The organism is Streptomyces sp. NPDC051105 (genome assembly GCF_040682795.1).
In the GTDB taxonomy this organism is placed as follows: domain Bacteria; phylum Actinomycetota; class Actinomycetes; order Streptomycetales; family Streptomycetaceae; genus Streptomyces.
The window spans coordinates 61,393-81,877 of the sequence record NZ_JBFBBR010000021.1 but is presented as its reverse complement, the minus strand read 5'-3'; the positions used below and the strand labels follow the sequence as shown (position 1 = coordinate 81,877).

Below are 20,485 nucleotides of genomic sequence, written 5' to 3'. Positions count from 1 at the left end.
AGACATGGCACGGCGATACGACACCAATGACGCGACCGACCGCGCGACGGGTCTGCGTGAGGCCGCGTCCGCCGTCCGCCGGGGCGAACTGGTGGTGCTGCCCACGGACACGGTGTACGGCATCGGCGCCGACGCGTTCACCGCGGAGGCGGTCTCCGACCTGCTCGACGCCAAGGGCCGGGGCCGCAACATGCCCACCCCGGTGCTGATCGGGTCCCCGAACACGCTGCACGGGCTCGTCACCGACTTCTCCGAGCTGGCCTGGGAGCTGGTCGACGCGTTCTGGCCGGGCGCCCTCACGCTGGTCGCCAGGCATCAGCCGTCCCTCCAGTGGGACCTCGGCGACACCCGGGGCACGGTCGCCGTGCGCATGCCCCTGCACCCGGTCGCCATCGAACTGCTCACCGAGGTCGGCCCGATGGCCGTCTCCTCCGCCAACCTCACCGGCCACCCGTCCCCGGAGACCTGTGACGCCGCGCAGGACATGCTCGGCGACTCCGTCTCCGTCTACCTCGACGGCGGTCCGACCCCGGGCAACGTCCCCTCGTCGATCGTCGACGTCAGCCGTGAGGTGCCGCTGCTGCTGCGCGCGGGCGCCATCTCGGCGGAGGAGCTGCGCAAGGTCGTACCCGACCTCGAGGTGGCGAATTGACAGCCCCTGACGCGGGGCGTGGCATAGGCAACGGGGAGCGCGCATCGGAGATCACGACCACGTTCGTGGGGCTTCCGCGCGACAGCTTCCGCATCCTCCACGTCAGCACCGGCAACGTGTGCCGCTCGCCGATCACCGAGCGGCTGACCCGCCATCTCGTGACGGACCGGCTCGGCACCTTTCTGGGCGGCGGGCTGATCGTGGAGAGCGCGGGCACCTGGGGCCATGAGGGTGCGCCCATGGAGGCCAACGCGGAGGCGGTCCTGGCCGACTTCGGCGCGGACGCGACCGGGTTCGTGGGACGGGAGCTGCTCGACGAGCACGTCATCCGCGCCGACCTGGTGCTGACCGCCACCCGCGACCACCGCGCCCAGGTCATCTCCATGGGCCACTCGGCGGGCCTGCGCACCTTCACGCTGAAGGAGTTCACCCGCCTGGTCCGCGCGATCGACCCGGCGACGCTGCCCCCGCTGCACGAGGGCGTGGTCGTCCGCGCCCGCGCACTGGTCCGTGCGGCGGCCGCGCTGCGCGGCTGGCTGCTGGCCCCCACGGCGGAGGCGGACGAGGTCTACGACCCGTACGGCGCGCCGCTGCCGTTCTTCCGTTCCATCGGCGACGAGATACACGAGGCCCTGGACCCCGTGGTCACGGCGCTCACGGGCGTCCCGGCGCGGATGTAGCCCGAGGCGCCGTACACACCGAGCACCCCACCGGCCCCGGGCCTACATTGGACGTACGTCACCGTCGACCGCCCGGAGCCCGTCATGCCGGTCAGCCCTACCCTCCTCGAGGCCGATCCGCTGCGGCGGCAGGATCCGGAACTGGCGGAGATCCTGCTGGGGGAGCTGGCGCGGCAGTCGACGTCGTTGCAGCTGATCGCCGCCGAGAACTTCTCCTCCCCGGCCGTGCTGGCCGCCCTCGGCTCGCCGCTCGCCAACAAGTACGCCGAGGGGTATCCGGGCGCCCGGCACCACGGCGGCTGCGAGATCGTGGACGTCGCCGAGCGGCTCGCCGTGGACCGTGCCAAGGCCCTGTTCGGCGCCGCGCACGCCAATGTGCAGTCCCATTCCGGGTCGTCCGCCGTACTGGCCGCCTACGCCGCCCTGCTGCGCCCCGGCGACACCGTGCTCGCCCTCGGGCTGCCCTACGGCGGTCATCTCACGCACGGCTCGCCGGCCAACTTCTCCGGCCGCTGGTTCGACTTCGTCGGGTACGGGGTCGACGCGGAGAGCGGGCTCATCGACCACGACCAGGTGCGGGCACTGGCCCGCAGCCACCGGCCCAAGGCGATCGTGTGCGGGTCCATCGCCTATCCCCGGCACATCGACTACGCCTTCTTCCGCGAGGTCGCCGACGAGGTGGGCGCGTATCTGATCGCCGACGCCGCCCATCCCATCGGGCTGGTGGCCGGGGGAGCGGCGCCGAACCCGGTGCCGTACGCCGATGTGGTGTGCGCGACCACGCACAAGGTGCTGCGCGGGCCGCGCGGCGGGATGCTCCTGTGCGGTTCGCCCGAGCTGGCCGAGCGCCTCGACCGGGCTGTGTTCCCTTTCACACAGGGCGGCGCGCAGATGCACACCATCGCCGCCAAGGCGGTCGCGTTCGGGGAGGCGGCAACACCGGCGTTCAGCGTGTACGCCCATCAGGTGGTCGCCAACGCGAGGGTTCTCGCGGCCGCCCTCGCGGACCAGGGGCTGGTGGTCACGACGGGGGGCACGGACACCCATCTGATCACCGTCGACCCCGCACCCCTCGGCGTGGACGGGCGTACCGCCCGGGGCCGGCTCGTCGCCGCCGGGATCGTCCTGGACAGCTGCGCCCTGCCGCACGGGGATGCGCGCGGCCTGCGGCTGGGCACCGCCGCCGTGACCACACAGGGCATGGAGGCGGGGGAGATGACCCGGATCGCGGCTCTGCTGGCGGAGGTGCTGCGCGGGGCGACGGACCCGGGGAGGGTGCGTGACGAGGTGCGCGAGCTCACCGGTAGATTTCCGCCGTATCCCGGTGGAGGCGGGGTAGGCGCAGCGTCGTAGAGCCGTTGTACGCCCGCCTCACAGCCACGCGTGCAACCATCGTCGCTACCCGGAAGTCCCCATACATATGCGAGCGTCGCTAGGGTGTGGGGCTGTGATGGCCAGCGAGACCTGTGGGGAAGCCTGTGCGTGAATACCTGCTGACGCTCTGCATCACGGCCGCGGTGACGTATCTGCTGACAGGGCCGGTGCGGAAGTTCGCGATCGTGGCCGGGGCCATGCCGGAGATCCGGGCCCGTGACGTGCACCGGGAGCCCACTCCGCGGCTCGGCGGGATCGCGATGTTCTTCGGGCTGTGCGCGGGTCTGCTGGTCGCCGACCACCTGACCAACCTCAACGAGGTCTTCGAGAAGTCGAACGAGCCGCGGGCGCTGCTCTCCGGCGCCGCGCTGATCTGGCTGATCGGTGTCCTCGACGACAAGTTCGAGATCGACGCCTTGATCAAGCTGGGCGGTCAGATGATCGCCGCGGGCGTCATGGTCATGCAGGGTCTGACGATCCTGTGGCTGCCCATCCCGGGCGTCGGCACGGTCGCCCTGACCCCGTGGCAGGGCACCCTGCTGACGGTGGCCCTGGTGGTCATCACCATCAACGCGGTCAACTTCGTCGACGGCCTGGACGGCCTGGCCTCCGGCATGGTCTGCATCGCGGCCGCGGCGTTCTTCATGTACGCGTACCGGATCTGGTACTCGTACGGCATCGAGGCCGCCGCCCCGGCCACGCTGTTCGCGGCGATCCTGATGGGCATGTGCCTGGGCTTCCTGCCGCACAACCTGCATCCGGCGCGGATCTTCATGGGCGACTCCGGTTCGATGCTGATCGGCCTGGTGCTGGCCGCCGGTGCGATCTCGATCACGGGCCAGCTCGACCCGGACGTGATGAACCTGTTCGCCGGGTCCGAGCGCAACGCCGTGCACCAGATGGTTCCGGTCTACATCCCGCTGCTGCTGCCGCTGACCATCATCGCGGTGCCGGCCGCCGACCTGGTGCTGGCGATCGTGCGGCGCACCTGGCGCGGCCAGTCGCCGTTCGCCGCCGACCGGGGGCACCTGCACCACCGGCTCCTGGAGATCGGCCACTCGCACAGCAGGGCCGTGCTGATCATGTACTTCTGGTCGGCGCTGATCGGCTTCGGGGCGCTGGCGTACTCGGTGAACTCCGCGTCGATGTGGATCGTGCTCGGCGTGGTCTTCCTCAGCGCGATCGGCCTGGGGCTGCTTCTGCTGCCGCGGTTCACCCCGCGCGTGCCGGTGTGGGCCCAGCGGTTCGTGCCGCCGCGCTACCGGCGCCGCGGGCCCGCCCCGGAGGCCGCCGAGCCGACGGCCGCGACCGCCGCCCAGGCGGCCGCCCCCGATGTCCTGGAGAAGGCCGAGGAACCGTGTGACGGGCACCGTCCCGCGGTGACCGCCGGGGTGGGCCGGGTCAATGGCGCGACCGCCATCGGCCCCCGGTCGCGCGTCCTGGACCGGCATGCCTCCGAGACCTCCCGCTGACCCCCGCAAGGTAAGAATCTGACTAGAGCATTGCCAAGTCGTGGGGGAGCAAAGCCCCCTAATACCAGACACAACGGCTTGGTTTTCGCTCAGACGCGCATGTTCACTCTCATGTGTGACAGTGAGCACACCTGCCAGGTAAAGACCTCATCAAATAGTTTGTGATACGGTTCACGAGAACCCCGGACAGAGTCGACGGACCCGACTGCGACGGTCCGTCAGCGTGAGGTCTTCGACCCTCCGACCGGGACTACGCTCGTCCATGACGACACCTGCCCCCCTGTGAAAGCGGAGTTGCCGCCATGCCGTCCAATGACGCCCGGATCCTGGCCCAGGCCGCCGTACCCACGGCCGCCGTCGGCGTGCTCGCTGCCGTCGTCAGCGGGGTGGTCGCGGGCGGCAAGGGGGCGATCGGGGCGGTTGTCGCGACGGTGATCGTGATCCTCTTCATGGGGGTCGGTCTCTATGTTCTGCAGCGCACCGCCAAATCGCTCCCGCAGCTCTTCCAGATGATGGGCCTGATGCTCTACGCGGCCCAGCTTCTGCTGCTGTTCATCTTCATGGCCGCGTTCAAGAACACGACGCTGTTCAATCCCCGGGCCTTCGCCATCGTGCTCGTGGCCGCCACGCTCACCTGGATCGCTGCCCAGACCCGTGCACACATGAAGGCCAAGATCCTCTACGTCGAACCCGATGCGACCGCTTCCTCGGGTGCTCCCGCAAAGGGAGACAAGCCCGAGAAGACGGGGCATTCGTCGTGAGAGGTAGGCCCGGGATAAAGGCGCACGAGAGATGCTGCTATCGTCCGGTGCCAACTGCGGCATCGCGGGCGCGGGCATCTGAGCTGACGCCTGCTCAATCGCGAGGCGAGATGCCCCCCAGCCGCCCCCACATCCGAAACACCAGTCCCGTGCCGAACCGCGGCCATGCGCCGCGCCGACACAACGAGGTTGCCGTACCTATGCGCCACGCTGAAGGAGCCCGCGGTGAGTGCTGACCCGACGCAGACGCTCGCTTTCGACACGAGCTGCCACCTGTTCGGAAACGACGGGTGCGGATTCGACACGGTCGCTCCGGGCCTGCACTCGTTCCTGTTCAAGCCGCTCTTCGGCGACGCGGACAGCACCGTGTACTTCAACAAGACGATGCTGCTGGCGCTGCTCGGGTCGATCATCGTCGTCGGCTTCTTCTGGGCCGCCTTCGCCAAGCCGAAGGTCGTCCCGGGCAAGCTCCAGATGGTCGCCGAGGCCGGCTACGACTTCGTCCGCCGCGGTGTCGTCTACGAGACCATCGGCAAGAAGGAAGGCGAGAAGTACGTCCCGCTCGTCGTCTCGCTCTTCTTCTTCATCTGGATGATGAACCTCTGGTCGATCATCCCGATCGCCCAGTTCCCGGTGACCGCGATCATCTCGTACCCCGCCGCCCTGGCCGCGATCGTCTACATCCTGTGGGTCTCGCTGACCTTCAAGCGGCACGGCTTCGTCGGCGCCTTCAAGAACTTCACCGGCTACGACAAGTCGCTCGGCGCGGTCCTTCCGCTCTCGATGACGATCGAACTCTTCTCGAACCTGCTCGTGCGGCCCTTCACCCACGCCGTCCGGCTCTTCGCGAACATGTTCGCCGGCCACACCCTGCTGCTGCTCTTCACGGTTGCCAGCTGGTACATGCTCAACGGCGTCGGCATCGCCTACTCCGGTGTCTCGTTCGTGATGGTCCTCGTGATGACCGCCTTCGAGCTCTTCATCCAGGCTGTCCAGGCATACGTCTTCGTACTGCTGACCTGCAGCTTCATCCAGGGCGCGCTCGCCGAGTCCCACTGAGCGCCAACCCGACCACCCACCCCAGGCATCCGGTGGCCAACCCCCACCGGTCATTGAAAGAGAAGGAAGAACCGGCATGTCCGTTCTGCACGAGACCCTGGCCGCTGTCCAGATCAAGGGCAACCTCGGCTCCATCGGTTACGGCCTCGCCGCGATCGGCCCGGGCGTCGGCGTCGGCATCATCTTCGGTAACGGCACCCAGGCCCTCGCCCGTCAGCCCGAGGCGGCCGGCCTGATCCGCGCCAACCAGATCCTCGGCTTCGCCTTCTGTGAGGCGCTCGCCCTGATCGGTCTGGTCATGCCGTTCGTCTACCCGGCCTCCTGACCCGACCGCAGCGCACGTTTAGACGAAAGGCACAGATATGAGCCCCCTGGTTCAGCTGGCGGCGGAGGAGGCCGAGAACCCCCTCATCCCGCCGATCCCAGAGCTCGTCATCGGCCTCATCGCCTTCGTCATCGTCTTCGGCTTCCTCGCCAAGAAGCTCCTTCCGAACATCAACAAGGTTCTGGAGCAGCGCCGCGAGGCGATCGAGGGCGGTATCGAGAAGGCCGAGGCCGCGCAGACCGAGGCCCAGAGCGTCCTTGAGCAGTACAAGGCGCAGCTGGCCGAGGCCCGGCACGAGGCCGCGCGCCTGCGCCAGGAGGCTCAGGAGCAGGGCGCCACCCTCATCGCCGAGATGCGCGCCGAGGGCCAGCGGCAGCGTGAGGAGATCGTCGCCGCCGGTCACGCCCAGATCGAGGCCGACCGCAAGTCCGCCGCGCAGTCGCTGCGTCAGGACGTGGGTCAGCTGGCCACCGACCTGGCCGGCAAGCTGGTCGGCGAGTCCCTGGAGGACCACGCCCGGCAGAGCCGCGTGATCGACCGCTTCCTCGACGAGCTTGAGGAGAAGGCCGAGGCGGCCCGATGAACGGAGCGAGCCGCGACGCACTGGCAGCCGCACGTGAGCGTCTCGACGCGCTGACGGACTCGACGTCCGTGGACGCGACGCGGCTCGCGGACGAGCTGGCGGCCGTCACCACGCTGCTCGACCGCGAGGGTGGCCTGCGCCGGGTCCTCACCGACCCGGCGCAGTCCGGCGAGGCCAAGGCCGAGCTGGCCCGGCGCCTGATCGGCGGCCAGGTCGGCGAGTCCACCGCCGACGTGGTCTCCGGCCTGGTCCGGTCCCGCTGGTCGCAGTCCCGCGACCTGGTGGACGCGCTGGAGGAGCTGGCGAACACCGCCGACCTCACGGCCGCGGAGAAGTCCGGCACGCTGGACGACGCCGAGGACGAGCTGTTCCGCTTCGGCCGGATCGTCTCCTCCAGCACCGAGCTGCGCGCCGCGCTCACCGACCGCAAGGCCACCGTCGCCGCGAAGACCGAGCTGTTGCACCGGCTGCTCGGCGGTCGCGCCAAGCCGGTCACCGAGCGTCTGGTCACGCGCCTTGTGACCGTGCCGCGGGGACGTAGCCTGGAAGCGGGCCTGGAGGCCCTCTCCAAGCTCGCCGCGGAGCGCCGCAGCCGCGTCGTCGCCGTCGTCACCTCGGCGGTGCCGCTGAGCGAGCCGCAGAAGCGACGCCTGGGCGCCGCCCTCGCGAAGCTCTACGGCCGCACGATGCACCTCAACCTCGACGTCGACCCCGAGGTCGTCGGCGGGATCCGGGTGCAGGTCGGTGACGAGATCATCAACGGTTCGATCGCGGACCGGCTGGAGGACGCGGCCCGCCGCATGGCGAGCTAGCACCTCGGTAGTCGAGAACAAAGCAGTACGTACTTACGACGGCCCGGGTTGGGCCGTACATGAAGAATCCTGGGGGTCGCCCCCAGACCCCCCAAGTGAAACTTCGGGCCCAACAAGGAGAGCAGGGAACCCAGATGGCGGAGCTCACGATCCGGCCGGAGGAGATCCGGGACGCGCTGGAGAACTTCGTCCAGTCGTACAAGCCGGACGCGGCCTCGCGCGAGGAGGTCGGTACGGTCACCCTTGCCGGCGACGGCATCGCGAAGGTCGAGGGCCTGCCCTCGGCCATGGCCAACGAACTGCTGAAGTTCGAGGACGGCACCCTCGGCCTCGCGCTCAACCTGGAAGAGCGCGAGATCGGCGCCATCGTCCTCGGTGAGTTCAGCGGCATCGAGGAGGGTCAGCCGGTGCACCGCACCGGTGAGGTCCTCTCCGTCGCGGTGGGCGAGGGCTACCTCGGCCGCGTCGTCGACCCGCTCGGCAACCCGATCGACGGCCTCGGTGAGATCGAGACGTCCGGCCGCCGTGCCCTGGAGCTGCAGGCTCCGGGCGTCATGGCCCGTAAGTCGGTGCACGAGCCGATGGAGACCGGCTACAAGGCCGTCGACGCCATGACCCCGGTCGGCCGCGGTCAGCGTCAGCTGATCATCGGTGACCGTCAGACCGGCAAGACCGCCCTGGCCGTCGACACGATCATCAACCAGCGCGACAACTGGCGCTCGGGCGACCCGAAGAAGCAGGTCCGCTGCGTCTACGTCGCCATCGGCCAGAAGGGCTCGACCATCGCCTCCGTGCGTGGCGCCCTCGAGGAGGCCGGCGCGCTGGAGTACACGACCATCGTCGCCGCCCCGGCGTCCGACCCGGCCGGCTTCAAGTACCTGGCGCCGTACACCGGCTCGGCCATCGGCCAGCACTGGATGTACGACGGCAAGCACGTCCTCATCATCTTCGACGACCTCTCGAAGCAGGCCGACGCCTACCGCGCCGTCTCCCTGCTGCTGCGCCGCCCGCCGGGCCGTGAGGCCTACCCGGGTGACGTCTTCTACCTGCACTCCCGTCTGCTGGAGCGCTGCGCCAAGCTCTCCGACGACATGGGCGCCGGTTCGATGACCGGTCTGCCGATCGTCGAGACCAAGGCCAACGACGTCTCGGCGTTCATCCCGACCAACGTCATCTCCATCACCGACGGCCAGTGCTTCCTGGAGTCGGACCTGTTCAACGCCGGTCAGCGCCCCGCGCTGAACGTCGGTATCTCCGTCTCCCGAGTCGGTGGTTCCGCGCAGCACAAGGCGATGAAGCAGGTCTCCGGCCGCCTCCGTCTGGACCTCGCCCAGTACCGTGAGCTGGAGGCGTTCGCCGCCTTCGGTTCCGACCTGGACGCCGCGTCGAAGTCGCAGCTGGAGCGTGGTTCCCGACTGGTCGAGCTGCTGAAGCAGGCTCAGTACCAGCCGATGCCGACCGAGGACCAGGTCGTCTCCGTGTGGGCCGGCACCACCGGCAAGATGGACGACGTCCCGGTCTCCGACATCCGCCGCTTCGAGAAGGAGCTGCTCGAGTACCTGCACCGCAAGGAGCAGGGCCTCATGACCTCCATCAAGGAGGGCGGCAAGATGTCGGACGACACCCTCACCGCTGTTGCCGACGCGATCGCCGAGTTCAAGAAGCAGTTCGAGACCTCGGACGGCAAGCTTCTCGGCGAGGACGCCCCGGCCGCGGCCAAGTGACGTAAGGAAGGGACCTGACTCATGGGAGCCCAGCTCCGGGTCTACAAGCGTCGCATCCGATCCGTCACCGCGACCAAGAAGATCACCAAGGCGATGGAGATGATCGCCGCCTCGCGCGTGGTCAAGGCACAGCGCAAGGTGCGGGCCTCCGCGCCGTACGCGACCGAGCTCACCCGCGCGGTCACGGCGGTCGGTACGGGTTCGAACACCAAGCACCCGCTCACCACGGAGGCGGAGAACCCGGCCCGTGCCGCGGTCCTGCTCCTCACGAGCGACCGCGGTCTGGCCGGTGCCTTCAACTCCAACGCCATCAAGTCCGCCGAGCAGCTGACGGCGCGTCTTGAGGCGGAGGGCAAGGAGGTCGACACCTACATCGTCGGCCGCCGTGGTCTGGCCCACTACAACTTCCGCGAGCGCAAGGTCGTGGAGTCGTGGTCGGGCTTCACCGACGAGCCCTCGTACGCGGACGCCAAGAAGGTCGCGGCGCCTCTGATCGAGGCCATCGAGACGGACACGGCGGACGGCGGTGTGGACGAACTCCACATCGTCTACACCGAGTTCGTGTCGATGATGACGCAGACGGCGCTTGACGCCCGACTGCTGCCGCTGCGCCTCGAAGAGGTCGCGGAGGAGAGGCCCCCGGGCGAGATCCTCCCGCTGTACGACTTCGAGCCCTCGGCGGAGGACGTCCTCGACGCCCTTCTGCCGCGCTATGTGGAGAGCCGTATCTACAACGCGCTCCTCCAGTCGGCCGCTTCGAAGCACGCCGCCACGCGGCGCGCGATGAAGTCGGCGACCGACAACGCGGGCGAGCTGATCAACACGCTCTCCCGGCTTGCCAACGCGGCCCGCCAGGCCGAAATCACCCAGGAAATCAGCGAGATCGTCGGTGGCGCCAGCGCCCTGGCCGACGCGACCGCGGGGAGTGACCGCTAATGACCACCACTGTTGAGACCGCGACGGCCACGGGCCGCGTCGCCCGGGTCATCGGCCCGGTCGTCGACGTGGAGTTCCCCGTCGACGCGATGCCGGAGATCTACAACGCTCTGCACGTCGAGGTGGCCGACCCGGCCAACGCCGGCGAGAAGAAGACGCTGACCCTGGAGGTCGCCCAGCACCTGGGTGACGGCCTGGTCCGCACCATCTCCATGCAGCCCACCGACGGTCTGGTCCGCCAGGCCCCGGTCGTCGACACCGGCGACGGCATCACCGTCCCGGTCGGCGACTTCACCAAGGGCAAGGTGTTCAACACCCTCGGTGAGGTACTGAACGTCGACGAGCAGTACACGGGCGAGCGCTGGTCCATCCACCGCAAGGCCCCGAACTTCGACGAGCTCGAGTCGAAGACCGAGATGTTCGAGACCGGCGTCAAGGTCATCGACCTGCTCACCCCGTACGTCAAGGGTGGCAAGATCGGTCTGTTCGGCGGTGCCGGCGTCGGCAAGACGGTGCTCATCCAGGAGATGATCTACCGCGTCGCCAACAACCACGACGGTGTCTCCGTGTTCGCCGGTGTCGGCGAGCGCACCCGTGAGGGCAACGACCTCATCGAGGAGATGGCCGACTCGGGCGTCATCGACAAGACCGCCCTGGTCTTCGGCCAGATGGACGAGCCCCCGGGCACCCGTCTGCGCGTGGCCCTCGCGGGTCTGACCATGGCGGAGTACTTCCGCGATGTGCAGAAGCAGGACGTGCTGTTCTTCATCGACAACATCTTCCGCTTCACGCAGGCCGGTTCCGAGGTCTCGACCCTGCTCGGCCGGATGCCCTCCGCGGTGGGCTACCAGCCGAACCTGGCCGACGAGATGGGTCTCCTCCAGGAGCGCATCACCTCGACCCGCGGTCACTCGATCACCTCGATGCAGGCGATCTACGTGCCCGCGGACGACCTGACCGACCCGGCCCCGGCCACCACCTTCGCCCACCTCGACGCGACGACGGTGCTGTCCCGTCCGATCTCCGAGAAGGGCATCTACCCGGCCGTGGACCCGCTGGACTCCACGTCCCGGATCCTGGACCCGCGCTACATCGCGGCGGACCACTACGCCACCGCCATGCGCGTCAAGACGGTCCTGCAGAAGTACAAGGACCTCCAGGACATCATCGCGATCCTCGGTATCGACGAGCTCGGCGAGGAGGACAAGCTCGTCGTCCACCGCGCCCGTCGCGTGGAGCGCTTCCTGTCCCAGAACACCCACGTCGCCAAGCAGTTCACCGGCGTCGACGGGTCGGACGTGCCGCTGGACGAGTCGATCGTGGCGTTCAACGCGATCATCGACGGTGAGTACGACCACTTCCCGGAGCAGGCGTTCTTCCTGTGCGGTGGCATCGAGGACCTCAAGGCCAACGCCAAGGAGCTGGGCGTCTCCTGAACTCGCCTGAGTTCGTGTGAGGGGGCGGGCGCGTCCCGCCCCCTCACTCACGCCCATTAGACTTGTATCCAACACCCGGTGATCCCACCGGGTGGTGACCCGAGGAGCCACCTTTGGCTGCTGAGCTGCATGTCGAGCTGGTCGCCGCCGACCGTCAGGTCTGGTCCGGCGAGGCGACCCTGGTCGTCGCGCGCACCACGTCCGGCGACATCGGCGTCATGCCCGGTCACCAGCCGCTGCTGGGTGTGCTGGAGTCGGGCCCGGTGACCATCCGTACGAGTGAAGGTGGGACGGTCGTCGCCGCGGTGCACGGCGGTTTCATCTCGTTCGCGGACAACAAGCTGTCGCTGCTGGCCGAGATCGCCGAGCTGTCGGACGAGATCGACGTCCAGCGCGCGGAGCGGGAGCTGGAGCGCGCGAAGGCGGAGGGCGACGCCACCGCCGAGCGACGCGCCGACGTTCGTCTGCGGGCGGCGACGTCGCGCTGACACACTGCGCGTATGCGTTGACGTAACTCAGCCGCGGCTGGGGCCGGAGCCATCCGGTCCCAGCCGCGGCTGAGGTAGATCTGGGTCTTTTTACGTTCCATTACCTAGGAGACGAGGAGGTCGGTGCCGATGGTCCTCGCTCTGACTGTGTGCGGAATCGTGGTCGCGCTCGTGGTGGTGGGACTCTTCCTGTTCGGACTGCGGCGCAGACTGATCCAGCGCTCCGGCGGCACCTTCGACTGTTCGCTGCGCTGGGACGTCCCCGAGAAGACGGACACCAGTGGCAAGGGCTGGAGCTACGGTGTCGCCCGCTACAACGGCGACAGCGTCGAGTGGTACCGGGTCTTCTCCTACGCCTACCGCCCCCGCCGGGTCCTGGAACGCGACCGGATCGAGGTGGCCGGCCGCCGCCTCCCGGAGGGCGAGGAGGAACTGGCCCTGCTCTCCGACGCCGTGATCCTCACCTGTGTCCATCGGGGCACCCGCCTGGAACTCGCCATGAGCGACGACGCGCTGACCGGATTCCTCGCGTGGCTGGAGGCAGCCCCGCCCGGTCAGCGGGTGAACGTGGCGTAGCCACATTCACCCTCCCCCGGACGAAGTGTGGGGGAGGGCGAATGTGGCTCCGGTGGGTTGCTACAGGTTCGAGTTGATGGCGCTCACCAGCTCGCCGTTGCTGGTGTCACCGCTGAACTCCCAGAAGAACGCGCCGCCGAGGCCCTGGGACTTGGCCCAGCTCATCTTCCCGGCGATCGTCGAGGGGGTGTCGTAGGACCACCAGTTGCTGCCGCAGTGCGCGTACGCCGTGCCCGCGACGGTGCCGGTGGCGGGGCAGGAGGTCTTGAGTACCTTGTAGTCCTCGATGCCCTGCTCGTAGGTGCCCGGCGCCGGACCGGTGGCCGTACCGCCCGGAGCGTCCTGCGTCACGCCCGTCCAGCCGCGGCCGTAGAAGCCGATGCCGATCAGCAGCTTGCTCGCGGGGACGCCCTTCGACTTGAACTTGGCGATCGCGTCGGCCGTGGTGAAGCCGGGCGTCGGGATGCCGGTGTACGTGGTGAGCGGCGAGTGCGGGGCGGTCGGGCCGTCCGCGTCGAAGGCGCCGAAGAAGTCGTACGACATCACGTTGTACCAGTCGACGTACTGGGCCGCCCCCGCGTAGTCCGCGGCGTCGATCTTGCCGCCCGAGGTGCCGTCCGCGGTGGTGGCCGCGGTGACCAGGTTGTTCGAACCGAACTTGGCGCGCAGCGCGGCCATCAGGTTCTTGTAGGCCGCGGCCCCGCTGGTGTCGCAGCTCAGCCCGCAGGCGTTCGGGTACTCCCAGTCGATGTCGATGCCGTCGAAGACATCGGCCCAGCGCGGGTCCTCGACCAGGTTGTAGCAGGAGTCGGCGAACGCGGTCGGGTTGGCCGCGGCCTGGGCGAAGCCGCCGGACCAGGTCCAGCCGCCGAAGGACCACAGGATCTTGATGTTCGGGTACTTGGCCTTCAGCTCGCGCAGCTGGTTGAAGTTGCCGGCCAGTGGCTGATCCCAGGTGTCGGCGACGCCGCTGACCGACTGGTCGGCGGTGAACGTCTTCTGGTAGTCGGCGTAGGCGTCACCGATCGCGCACTGCCCGTTGGTGACGTTGCCGAAGGCGTAGTTGATGTGGGTGATCTTCGCCGCGGAGCCGGACGTCACCAGGTTCTTGACCTGGTAGTTGCGGCCGTAGATGCCCCACTCGGTGAAGTAGCCCAGCTTGACCTTGGAGCCGGTGGTCGGGGGAGTGGTCGTCCCGCCGGTGGTGTGCACCGAGACCGCGCCGCTGACCGGACCGGTCTGGTTCGCGGTGTCGCGGGCCTGGACGGTGTAGGAGTAGTCGGTGCCGGCCGTGAGACCCGTGTCGGTGTACGAGGTGGTGGTCACCGTGGAGACGACCTTGCCGTCGCGCAGCACGTCGTAGTTCTTGACGCCCTTGTCGTCGGTGGCGGCGGACCAGCTCAGCTTCACCGAGGTGTCGGTGGTGCCGGACGCGGTCGGGGTGCCGGGCGCGGAGGGCGCCGCGTCACCGGGGACGGTGGTGCCGCCGTCGCAACTGGCGCCGTTGAGCAGGCAGTTGGTCGGGGAGCCGGAGCCCGCGCCGTTGAAGCCGAAGGAGACCGAGGCGCCGGGGGCGATGGAGCCGTTGTAGGACTTGTTCTTGGCGGTCCAGTGGGTGCCGGAGGAGGTGACGTCCGCGTCCCAGGCGGAGGTGACCGAGGTCCCGGAGGGGTAGTCCCACTCGACGGTCCAGGAGCTGATCGACGTGGTACCGGTGTTCTTGACGGTCCACTGGCCGCCGAAGCCGGTGCCCCAGTCCGAGGTCTTGGTGTAGGTGGCGGTGGCGGTCGTCGCGGCCTGGGCGGGGCCTGCGAGGCCGACCAGGCCGGCCAGCGGGAGCAACAGGGTCGCGAACCCTGCCGCGGCTCTGTGTCTGAAGCGCATCGTGCGCCTCCTATGGGGAGTTGGGGGGCACGACTGAGCCTTCGCGCCCACAGTGCCGCGAGAATAGAAAGGTCTGGACCACCGGTCAATAGGTCTGGACCACTCTGCTGAAACGGGACCGGATCCCCAACTCCTGCGCAAGCACCGCAGCTTGAACCCGGCTGCGCAGCTCCAGCTTGGCCGGCAACCGGCTGACGTGTGTCTTCACCGTGGCCTCGGCCATCTCGCGACGTGTCGGGCGGGTCCCGCCGGAAGCCTGGAGGCAGACCGAATGGGGAACACGGCCTGGCGGCCCTCTGCGTCGGCTTCACCCTCGCCTACGGCCACCACACGATCCGCTGGCTGGACGGCCACGCCGCCCACCGCCCGGCCGGGGCCCCGCGCCCCCGAAGCCGCCCCGCTACGGCATGGCGCGCGCCCGCCACGAGGGCCGCCTGTGGCTGCGGACGGTCCTCATGGCGGACGGTCTCCTGCGCGCCAGCGGGCCGCCTCAGCGCTCCAACCGCCGGCCCCGGCAGTAGGCGGTTTTCGTCAGCGTTCTCCGCCCGGAACCCACAGCACATCCCCGACCCCCGCGTTCGCCGTGCGCGCCAGGATGAAGAGCAGGTCCGAGAGGCGGTTGAGGTAGGTCGCGGTGAGCGGGTTCATCACCTCCCCGTGTGCCTCCAGCGCGGCCCATGTCGACCGCTCGGCCCGTCGCACGACCGTGCAGGCCTGGTGGAGCAGGGCCGCGCCCGGGGTGCCGCCCGGGAGGATGAAGGAACGCAGCTTCTCCAGGCGCTCGTTGAAGCGGTCGCAGTCCGCCTCCAGCTTGTCGATGTAGAACTGCTCGACCCGCAGGGGCGGGAACTCGGGGTTCTCCACCACGGGTGTCGACAGGTCCGCGCCGACGTCGAAGAGGTCGTTCTGCACCCGGGTGAGCACCTTGACGACCTCCTCGTCCAGCCCGCCCAGCGCGATCGCCGTCCCGATCACCGCGTTCGCCTCGTTGGCGTCCGCGTACGCCGAGATCCGGGGATCGGTCTTGGCGACCCGGCTCATGTCCCCGAGGGCGGTGGTGCCCCGGTCGCCGGTCCTGGTGTAGATGCGCGTCAGATTGACCATGTGACCAGCGTAGTTACGCACCGGCCGTGCGGAACACGCGTGTGCCCACCGTCACGGCGAGTGTCGCGAGGGTGACGGCGGACAGGGCGCCGCAGAGCATGTGGTACGTCCCACTGTTCAAGGGGTGCGATCCACGCGAAGTGTCACGAGAGGTACTGGTCCTCCTCGACGACATCGAGGAGCTGTTGAGCGAGAAGGTGCTCAACTACGCCGTGCGTGGCGCGTAATGGACCGTGCCGCGGGGTGCGGCTGACAAGACGTGACGGTTGTCTCACGCCCTGAGACCGTGACACGCATTACTTACCGGGTTTCCCGGCCCCTCACGAGCGCTAGGGTCCCGCCCAAGAGGCATACCTCAACAGCGTGTAAGGGGAGCGGAGTGGCACGGAAGCTTGCCGTCATCGGTGCCGGCTTGATGGGTTCCGGCATCGCCCAGGTCGCCGCGCAGGCCGGCTGGGACGTGGTCCTGCGTGACGTCACGGACGAGGCGCTGGACCGTGCCGTCGGGGGCATCCAGGCCTCGTACGACAAGTTCGTGAGCAAGGGGAAGCTGGAGGCGCACGACGCCGACGCCGCCCTGGCCCGGATCACCACGACCACCGATCTGGACGCGGCCGCCGACGCCGACCTCGTCGTCGAGGCCGTCTTCGAGAAGCTGGAGGTCAAGCACGAGATCTTCCGCGCGCTCGACAAGATCGTGCGCCCGGACGCGGTGCTCGCCTCCAACACCTCCGCCATCCCGATCACCAAGATCGCGGCTGCCACCGAACACCCCGAGCGGGTCGTCGGCGTCCACTTCTTCTCGCCGGTGCCGATGATGCAGCTCGTGGAACTGGTCCGCGGCTACAAGACCAGCGACGAAGCCCTCGCCACCGCGCGGGAGTTCGCCGAGTCCGTCGGCAAGACCTGCATCGTCGTCAACCGGGACGTCGCCGGCTTCGTGACGACCCGGCTGATCTCGGCGCTCGTCGTCGAGGCCACCAAGCTGTACGAGTCGGGCGTCGCCACGGCCGAGGACATCGACCTGGCCTGCAAGCTGGGCTTCGGTCACGCCATGGGCCCGCTGGCCACGGCGGACCTCACCGGCGTCGACATCCTGCTGCACGCCACCGGCAACATCTACACCGAGTCGCAGGACGAGAAGTTCGCCCCGCCCGAGCTGATGCGCCGGATGGTTGACGCCGGTGACATCGGGCGCAAGAGCGGGCAGGGCTTCTACACGTACTGAAACATCAGTACGTAGAGCCTCTGAACCGCCTCCGAAACGCACAAGTCCCGGGAGTTTCACCCTCGGGGGTGAATTCGGTATCGGTTCGCTTACAGATGGCAACCTCTGACCGTCGAACGCAGTCAGAGGTTGCATCACCGGACATCACTTTCACGGAGTAGGACACGCACTCTCGGGGAGCGCATATGCACATCAGGGGCGACCACGCCGAGCTGGTCGTCGGGGGCCGCCTCGACGTGCGCAGCGCGGCGGACGCCCGTACGGTCCTGCACTCGGCCGTCGACGACGGAGTCGGCGATCTGGTGCTGGACCTGTCCGAGCTGGACTCCTGGGACGCCACCGGACTCGGGGTGATCATGGGGGCCCACCGGCGGGCCGGCCGCTGCGGCCGCCGCCTGGTGCTGCGCGGTGTACCGCCGCAGATGCAGCGCCTGCTGGTGGCCACCAGGCTGCACCGGATCCTGGCGATCGAGGGGGGTATCGGGGTGGAGTCGCTGCCCCGGGTGTGACACCCGGCCGGGGAGCCGGACCGGGACGGGTGTGCGGCGGCGAACGGGTGGGGCGCGGCGGGAACCGGGCGACGGGGGTGACCCGGACGGACGCGGCACAAGCACATGTCAGGCGCAATCCTCACGAGACTGTGATGTCTTGGACGGCGCGGTACCCCGGACTGTCGTACATACTGTGCGAAGGTTTAGGGTTCGGTCGCCCGTCGCCTTGTCACCCTTCGAGCGCGGGCCCGGACCAGAAGCGACAGCGCAGTGTGCAACAGGCCGGGAGGGGCCCGCATTCACGGCACACCACGCTTTTGGGGGGCTAGGAACCTATGGACCCGATCAACCCGGGACCCGAGGCGTACGGCCATGACGGCGACGGCAGCACGCCGCGCCAGCGCCCGCCGAGGGAATCCCTCACCAACGACTTCGGCCAGAGTGCGCCGGCGCTCGTCCGCACGGCGCGACTGGTCTCCGGCGACTTCCTGCTGACCGTGAACCCGGTCGACGGCAGCGAGATAGAACCCTGCCCGCCGACCGAACGCCCCGCCAGACCGGAGAAGCGCACCGCCGCCGAGCGCGCCGAGTACGAGCGCGCCACCCGGCCGCCGGTACCGCCCGGTCCCGCCCAGCCCGAGCTGCCGCTCCTGGAGCGCCAGGACGACCGCGAGCGCCTGGTACGACTCCTCGCCCGCGGCCGCTCCGTCCGCCTCACCGGCCCCTCGGGCTCCGGCCGCACCGCGCTCCTCGACCTGGTCGCCGACGACTGCTCGGACCTCGCCCCCGACGGCGTGGTCCGCCTCAACGGCTTCCACCGCACGCCCGAGGACCTGCTCCACGATCTCTTCCGCGCCGTCTACAAGGCGCCCGGGCACCGCCCCGACCACGACGAGCTCCTCGAACTGGTCCGTGACATCGGCGCGGTCGTCGTCCTCGACGACATCGAGTTCGGCGGCTCCGGGCTCGACGAGCTGATCGACGCCACCCCCGAGTGCGCCTTCCTGATCGGCGCCACCCCGGACGTGCCGGCGCCCTCCGCCGACTCCGCCGTCGAGGAGATCTTCCTCAGCGGCCTGGAGCGGGCCGGGGGCGTGGACATCCTGGAGCGCGCGGTCGGCCGGGTGCTCAGCGAGGAGGAGGCCAACTGGGCCGGCGACCTCTGGTTCGAGTCGGAGGGCCTGCCACTGCGATTCGTCCAGGCCGGCGCGCTGCTGCGCCAGCGCGACCAGCTGCGGGCCAGCACGGGCGCCGTGGACGAGCTCGGCGTCTTCGCGTCCGAGCTGTCCGACATGTCGGTCGATGTGCCCTTCGACGCCGAGGCGACCGACGAGGTCCCGCTGCCGTCCCTCGGCGAGGCCGCCGCGCCCGCGCCGCTGCTCGCCGCCCGCCTCAGCGCCTCCGCCCGCGCCACCCTGCGCTTCGCGGTCGCCCTCGGCGGCGAGGTCCCGCACCAGGCCCATCTGCCCGCCCTGGTCGGCGACACCCACGCGGACGCCGCCCTCGGCGAACTGGCGGGCTGCGGACTGGTCTCCCCGGTCGGCTCCCGCTACCGCCTTGCCGCGGGCGTCCAGCAGCAGCTCGAGGCCGCCGGATACGCCGACGACATCGAAGCCCAGGCCCTCGCCGCCGGCCAGCACTACTCCTGGTGGGCCGGGCACCCCTCGGTCACTCCGGATCGGGTGTGCGCCGAGGCGGACGCGGTCCTCGCCGCGCTCGCGGTCCTCGTGCCCGCCACCGTGCCCCCGGCCGAGGACGAGGAGTCCACGCCGGTACGACTGGCCCGCACGGCCGCGCCCGCGTTCGCGGCCGGGCTGCACTGGAGCGCCTGGGAACGCGCGCTGCGCGCCGGTGCGGAGGCCGCCCGCCTTGCCGGCGAGGTAGGTGAACAAGCCTATTTCCACCACGAGTTGGGGATACTCGCGCTCTGCGGTGGCCAGCTGGACCGGGCCCGGGCCGAACTCGAGGCCTCCATCGGACTGCGCGGGGCGCTCTCCGACAAGCGGGGTACGACGGCCGGCCGGCGGGCGCTGGCGCTGGTCGCCGACCGCTCGGGGGAGGTCCTTCCCGGCCTCGCCGCGATGGCGGGCGACGAGGTCCCCGACGCTCGCCACGAGGAGTCCATATCCCCGGCGGGCGGTGTCGCGACGCCCTTCCCGGCCGTCCACTCCCCGATCTCGGACACACTGGTCACCCGCCGCGCCCCGGGGCAGTCGCCGCCGGCCCGGCGCGGCGGTCTGGTCCGCATGGCCCGCCGCAACCTGGTGGCGGTGGGCTCGGGCGTGCTCCTCACCGCCGTCCTCGGCACGGTGGTGGGGCTCGGCATGACCTCCCACGACAACGCCGACAACCCGGCCGACAACGTGAGCGTCAACCCGTCGGCGAGCGAGGGCACGGGCGACGGCGCCCTGGGCGCCGACCCCAAGCAGTCGTCGGGCACGGGGCACACGGGCACGACGACGACCAAACCGACGGACCCCGGCCCCGACGGCACGCTCGGCACGTCGGACGACCCGACGCCGCCGTCGGACGAGACGTCCCCTTCGGCCACCCCGACGGGCACGAAGAGCTCGTCGAGCGGCGGTACGACCCACTCGCCGTCCAAGTCGCCGACGCCGACACGGTCGATTTCGAAGTCGCCGTCGCCGACCCCTTCGAAGTCGACCGAGTCACCGACGCCGAGCGAGTCGCCTTCGCCCTCGTCGCCGGGCCCGACCGACACCCCCACCACGACCGACTCGGCAAGCGGCCCGACCTCCGACACCCCGACGGTCACGGCCTCGAGCGCATCGGAGGGCACCACCCCCGGCACCGCGACCGGCACGGTCATCTGAAACAGTCGGGGGGCGGGCCGCCCCCGCCGGGGGCCCCCCCCGGGGCCCCCCCGCCCGGGCGAAAGA

19 protein-coding genes and 4 pseudogenes are annotated in these 20,485 nt (G+C 69.7%); 19 read left to right on the top strand and 4 right to left on the bottom strand.

Annotated elements, in window-relative coordinates; translation table 11 throughout:
- Nucleotides 1-4 precede the first annotated feature (4 nt).
- The 14 genes from AB0N16_RS36870 (at nt 5) to AB0N16_RS36805 (ending at nt 12,878) form a co-directional block, all read left to right on the top strand.
- Nucleotides 5-652 (top strand): L-threonylcarbamoyladenylate synthase, encoded by a 648-nt coding sequence (locus tag AB0N16_RS36870; RefSeq protein ID WP_365804552.1) that lies wholly within the window; start codon nt 5-7, stop codon nt 650-652.
- On the top strand, nt 649-1,332 hold the full coding sequence (locus tag AB0N16_RS36865; protein WP_360477379.1) for a protein-tyrosine-phosphatase: 684 nt from the start codon (nt 649-651) through the stop codon (nt 1,330-1,332). The genes AB0N16_RS36870 and AB0N16_RS36865 overlap by 4 nt, the downstream gene beginning before the upstream one ends.
- An 84-nt stretch (nt 1,333-1,416) precedes the next feature.
- The gene (glyA, locus tag AB0N16_RS36860; RefSeq protein WP_365804550.1) at nt 1,417-2,685 is read left to right on the top strand and encodes a serine hydroxymethyltransferase; all 1,269 of its coding nucleotides are present in this window, start codon (nt 1,417-1,419) and stop codon (nt 2,683-2,685) included.
- Nucleotides 2,686-2,810: 125 nt separating this feature from the next.
- On the top strand, nt 2,811-4,178 hold the full coding sequence (locus AB0N16_RS36855; RefSeq protein WP_365804548.1) for an MraY family glycosyltransferase: 1,368 nt from the start codon (nt 2,811-2,813) through the stop codon (nt 4,176-4,178).
- A gap of 302 nt (nt 4,179-4,480) precedes the next feature.
- Nucleotides 4,481-4,939 carry a hypothetical protein gene (locus tag AB0N16_RS36850; protein ID WP_365804546.1) on the top strand — a complete coding sequence of 153 codons (459 nt, stop codon included), beginning with the start codon at nt 4,481-4,483 and terminating at the stop codon, nt 4,937-4,939.
- Between the two features lie 225 nt (nt 4,940-5,164).
- A complete protein-coding gene (gene atpB / locus AB0N16_RS36845) occupies nt 5,165-5,998 on the top strand; it encodes a F0F1 ATP synthase subunit A (RefSeq protein WP_365804544.1) in 834 nt (277 codons plus the stop codon).
- Between the two features lie 76 nt (nt 5,999-6,074).
- Nucleotides 6,075-6,323 carry a F0F1 ATP synthase subunit C gene (locus AB0N16_RS36840; protein ID WP_067003022.1) on the top strand — a complete coding sequence of 83 codons (249 nt, stop codon included), beginning with the start codon at nt 6,075-6,077 and terminating at the stop codon, nt 6,321-6,323.
- Between the two features lie 37 nt (nt 6,324-6,360).
- Nucleotides 6,361-6,906 carry a F0F1 ATP synthase subunit B gene (locus AB0N16_RS36835; RefSeq protein WP_351936896.1) on the top strand — a complete coding sequence of 182 codons (546 nt, stop codon included), beginning with the start codon at nt 6,361-6,363 and terminating at the stop codon, nt 6,904-6,906.
- The gene (locus AB0N16_RS36830) at nt 6,903-7,718 is read left to right on the top strand and encodes a F0F1 ATP synthase subunit delta (RefSeq protein ID WP_365804541.1); all 816 of its coding nucleotides are present in this window, start codon (nt 6,903-6,905) and stop codon (nt 7,716-7,718) included. Before AB0N16_RS36835 ends, AB0N16_RS36830 begins: the two co-directional genes overlap by 4 nt.
- Nucleotides 7,719-7,852: 134 nt before the next feature.
- Nucleotides 7,853-9,442 (top strand): F0F1 ATP synthase subunit alpha, encoded by a 1,590-nt coding sequence (atpA, locus tag AB0N16_RS36825; RefSeq protein ID WP_365804539.1) that lies wholly within the window; start codon nt 7,853-7,855, stop codon nt 9,440-9,442.
- 21 nt (nt 9,443-9,463) lie between these two features.
- Nucleotides 9,464-10,378: a F0F1 ATP synthase subunit gamma gene (locus AB0N16_RS36820; protein WP_365804537.1), complete on the top strand. Its 915-nt coding sequence runs from the start codon at nt 9,464-9,466 to the stop codon at nt 10,376-10,378.
- A complete protein-coding gene (atpD, locus tag AB0N16_RS36815; RefSeq protein WP_365804535.1) occupies nt 10,378-11,814 on the top strand; it encodes a F0F1 ATP synthase subunit beta in 1,437 nt (478 codons plus the stop codon). Before AB0N16_RS36820 ends, atpD begins: the two co-directional genes overlap by 1 nt.
- Nucleotides 11,815-11,927: 113 nt before the next feature.
- Nucleotides 11,928-12,302: a F0F1 ATP synthase subunit epsilon gene (locus tag AB0N16_RS36810; protein WP_351710510.1), complete on the top strand. Its 375-nt coding sequence runs from the start codon at nt 11,928-11,930 to the stop codon at nt 12,300-12,302.
- 129 nt (nt 12,303-12,431) lie between these two features.
- Nucleotides 12,432-12,878: a DUF2550 domain-containing protein gene (locus tag AB0N16_RS36805; RefSeq protein WP_351710512.1), complete on the top strand. Its 447-nt coding sequence runs from the start codon at nt 12,432-12,434 to the stop codon at nt 12,876-12,878.
- Nucleotides 12,879-12,938: 60 nt separating this feature from the next.
- On the opposite strand, the gene AB0N16_RS36800 is transcribed toward AB0N16_RS36805, so the two are convergent.
- On the bottom strand, nt 12,939-14,762 hold the full coding sequence (locus AB0N16_RS36800; protein ID WP_365804533.1) for a glycoside hydrolase family 18 chitinase: 1,824 nt from the start codon (nt 14,760-14,762) through the stop codon (nt 12,939-12,941).
- Between the two features lie 85 nt (nt 14,763-14,847).
- Nucleotides 14,848-14,994 (bottom strand): annotated as a pseudogene (locus tag AB0N16_RS36795) (LuxR C-terminal-related transcriptional regulator); the annotation flags it as partial.
- Between the two features lie 44 nt (nt 14,995-15,038).
- Between AB0N16_RS36795 and AB0N16_RS36790 the strand changes: the two are divergent.
- Nucleotides 15,039-15,223: pseudogene (locus tag AB0N16_RS36790) on the top strand (hypothetical protein); the annotation flags it as partial.
- 70 nt (nt 15,224-15,293) lie between these two features.
- Here AB0N16_RS36790 and AB0N16_RS36785 read toward each other — a convergent pair.
- Complete coding sequence (locus AB0N16_RS36785) at nt 15,294-15,866, bottom strand: cob(I)yrinic acid a,c-diamide adenosyltransferase (RefSeq protein WP_365804531.1); 573 nt, start codon at nt 15,864-15,866, stop codon at nt 15,294-15,296.
- Nucleotides 15,867-15,879: 13 nt separating this feature from the next.
- Nucleotides 15,880-15,975: pseudogene (locus AB0N16_RS36780) on the bottom strand (ABC transporter permease); the annotation flags it as partial.
- Nucleotides 15,976-15,997: 22 nt separating this feature from the next.
- Here AB0N16_RS36780 and AB0N16_RS36775 point away from each other — a divergent pair.
- From AB0N16_RS36775 to AB0N16_RS36760, 4 genes and pseudogenes are all read left to right on the top strand, one after another.
- A pseudogene (locus AB0N16_RS36775) lies at nt 15,998-16,093 on the top strand (TetR/AcrR family transcriptional regulator); the annotation flags it as partial.
- Nucleotides 16,094-16,245: 152 nt separating this feature from the next.
- Nucleotides 16,246-17,094, top strand: a complete 849-nt coding sequence (locus tag AB0N16_RS36770) for a 3-hydroxyacyl-CoA dehydrogenase family protein (RefSeq protein ID WP_365804528.1) — start codon at nt 16,246-16,248, stop codon at nt 17,092-17,094.
- A gap of 185 nt (nt 17,095-17,279) precedes the next feature.
- The gene (locus tag AB0N16_RS36765) at nt 17,280-17,603 is read left to right on the top strand and encodes an STAS domain-containing protein (RefSeq protein ID WP_186284954.1); all 324 of its coding nucleotides are present in this window, start codon (nt 17,280-17,282) and stop codon (nt 17,601-17,603) included.
- A 317-nt stretch (nt 17,604-17,920) separates the two neighbouring features.
- Nucleotides 17,921-20,419 (top strand): ATP-binding protein, encoded by a 2,499-nt coding sequence (locus tag AB0N16_RS36760; protein WP_365804526.1) that lies wholly within the window; start codon nt 17,921-17,923, stop codon nt 20,417-20,419.
- The last annotated feature ends 66 nt before the right edge of the window (nt 20,420-20,485 follow it).